This is a genomic window from Paracoccus sp. MC1854 (assembly GCF_014164635.1).
Classification (GTDB): domain Bacteria; phylum Pseudomonadota; class Alphaproteobacteria; order Rhodobacterales; family Rhodobacteraceae; genus Paracoccus.
In genome coordinates, this window is the sequence record NZ_JACJFU010000097.1 from 1 (window position 1) to 2,342 (window position 2,342).

General features: G+C 56.9%; 2 protein-coding genes. Both read right to left on the reverse strand.

Translation table 11 applies throughout. The features are described from left to right. Positions 1 to 164: 164 nt before the first annotated feature. Positions 165 to 1,025 (reverse strand): hypothetical protein, encoded by an 861-nt coding sequence (locus tag H5395_RS18135; protein WP_182793928.1) that lies wholly within the window; start codon positions 1,023 to 1,025, stop codon positions 165 to 167. Positions 1,026 to 1,189: 164 nt separating this feature from the next. Beyond that, positions 1,190 to 1,947 (reverse strand): IS5 family transposase gene (locus H5395_RS18140; RefSeq protein ID WP_095641552.1). Its coding sequence is split into 2 segments (ribosomal slippage): positions 1,190 to 1,623 and positions 1,623 to 1,947, totalling 759 coding nucleotides; the frame shifts between segments, so codons are not numbered across the junction. Positions 1,948 to 2,342: the final 395 nt, after the last annotated feature.

The following is a 2,342-nucleotide window of genomic DNA, read 5'->3' on the forward strand; positions in this document are numbered from 1 at the left end:
TGAAGGGCTCATGGAACGCCCATTCCTCGTCCGACATCAGGTCTCGTGCCAAGCTGGTCTCCATCGCAGATACCGGCTTGAATCACGATCAGCGCGCCATGAGAATCCCTTTTGTCAACAGGACCTAAGGGCCATTAACCCAAGGCTTCCAGAGCATCAGACTTCTACGATAATGACTTTGCTACGATTTTCTCGAACAGGGGTCGACCTGCCACGCGTTTTTTCATCTCGGTAGCATAGCGGTCCACCTTCCTTCGGCCATGATGCATGTCGCGGTAGATCGCCGCCTTATCAAGGTTGCCGAACATCACACCTCGGATGATGTACTTCATCACTCCAGAGGCTGTGGCAGCATAGGCGGCGCTATGTCCCGTATAAGGAACGTTGATAAATTCCACGTTGTCGGCCGCAAGTGCCTCGGCGTGCAGTCGATCTGCCAATGTATGCCAGTCGAGAAAGATGTAGGCCTTCTCCGCAATCGTGAATTTCCCGTTCGCCGAGCCATAAGGCCCAGTGAAGTCCAGCGGCAAAGCCTTGATGAACCGCTTCTCCCAAGGAACATCAGGCCGATGCAGCGTACTTTGCGGATCAAAGGCATAAATTTCATGCGCGCCCAGCAGATCAGCATAAGCCAAGGCCGCAAAGCCACCCATTGAGGCGCCGTATGTCACGATGCGCGAGTGCCCGGAAATCCTTTCCTGCAGATGACCGAATATCCCGGCTAGTTCCGCCCCTTGATACCAGTCCGACACAGCAGGCTTCACGCAGATGTGCGATATCCTGCTTTTCCGCAGGACCGTTGAGCCCCAACCAGGACGCAGCTCCGTTCCCGGCTTCTTGTCAGTGTCTGGCTCAAAGGACACAACCAGTCTGTCCTGACCGAAGAAGTAGCCCTCCACCGTATAGTTGCCCGCCTGCAAGACGACGTTCTCGGATGAAACATGCGAGATATTCGGGCTTCCCACCAGATTTTCCGCGACATCATTCAAAGGAGAGGAGCTAAATTTCCGCAGCATCTTAAACATATGGTCCAGTACGACGAGAATAATAGCTATGCCATACCGACCCTCTGCCTTTACGGCAATGCCTTATACAGCGATGCCATGACGCAGGGCTGCGCTCTTGTCCGGCCGTAGAGAGCGGTGAGTTCGGCCATACGCAATACGCTAGGGTCCAGACTCATTGAATTTCACAGCCAGAACAAGACGGTTGCGGCGAGCATGATCGCGGAGAAGAAGGTTTCCGGGCAGCGGTCGTATCGGGTGGCGACGCGCCGCCAATCCTTCAGACGGCCGAACATGATCTCGATGCGGTTGCGCCGTTTGTAGCGCCGCTTGTCGTATTTGACGGCCTTCCTGCGGGACTTTCGACCGGGGATGCAGACCTTTATCCCCTTGTCTTTCAACGCTTCTCTGAACCAATCAGCGTCGTAGCCCCTGTCAGCCAGCAGCCAACCCGCCTTCGGCAGACTGCCCAGAAGAGCCGCGGCGCCTGTGTAGTCGCTGACCTGGCCGGCCGACATGAAGAACCCGATCGGCCGCCCCGTGGCATCGGCAACGGCGTGCAGTTTGGTGTTCATGCCGCCTTTTGTCCGCCCGATCTGGCGTGCGCGCCCCCCTTTTTCACGCACAGGCTCGACGCCGTGCGGTGTGCCTTGAGATAGGTCGCATCGATCATGATCGTCTTGTGCTCGGCGCTCTCAGCGGCCAGGCCGACCATGATCCGGGCGAAGACCCCGTTGTCACTCCAGCGCTTCCAACGGTTGTAGAGGGTCTTGGCGGGCCCGTATTCCTTCGGCGCATCACACCACCGCAACCCATTGCGGTTGATGAAGATTATGCCGCTGAGAACGCGGCGATCATCGACGCGGGGCTTGCCATGACTCTTGGGAAAGAACGGCTTCAGGCGTTCCATCTGGGCATCGCTCAGCCAGTAAAGATTGCTCATCGATCAGGTCTCCTTGCGGAGCCTGAATCATGCCAAACGCCTGAAATCAATGGGTCTGGAGCCTAGTAGCGAGGAGTGGCGCGAAAGCCTTACTGCCCCCCCTTCAGACGGTCTGATATGTATTACCCTAACCCACCCTTCTCAATACATTCATGAGCCCAGAGGAGGCTACTGCAGCCGTCACGCGTCTCATCCTTTCCTTCGCTCAAGCTGAGCGATTGCAGGTCAGGCCATGTCATAGTCCTGAGGAGAGGCCACTGGTACTTATCACTACTCTGCCAGGTTTTGTGGTAGTTCGGGGTGGTGCTCACGGGAGGTGCCGTGATGAGAGCAACCACAAGCCACTGGCGGGCTGCCTATGAGGCTTGGCTCGCACCTTTCCTAGCTCGGCTCGG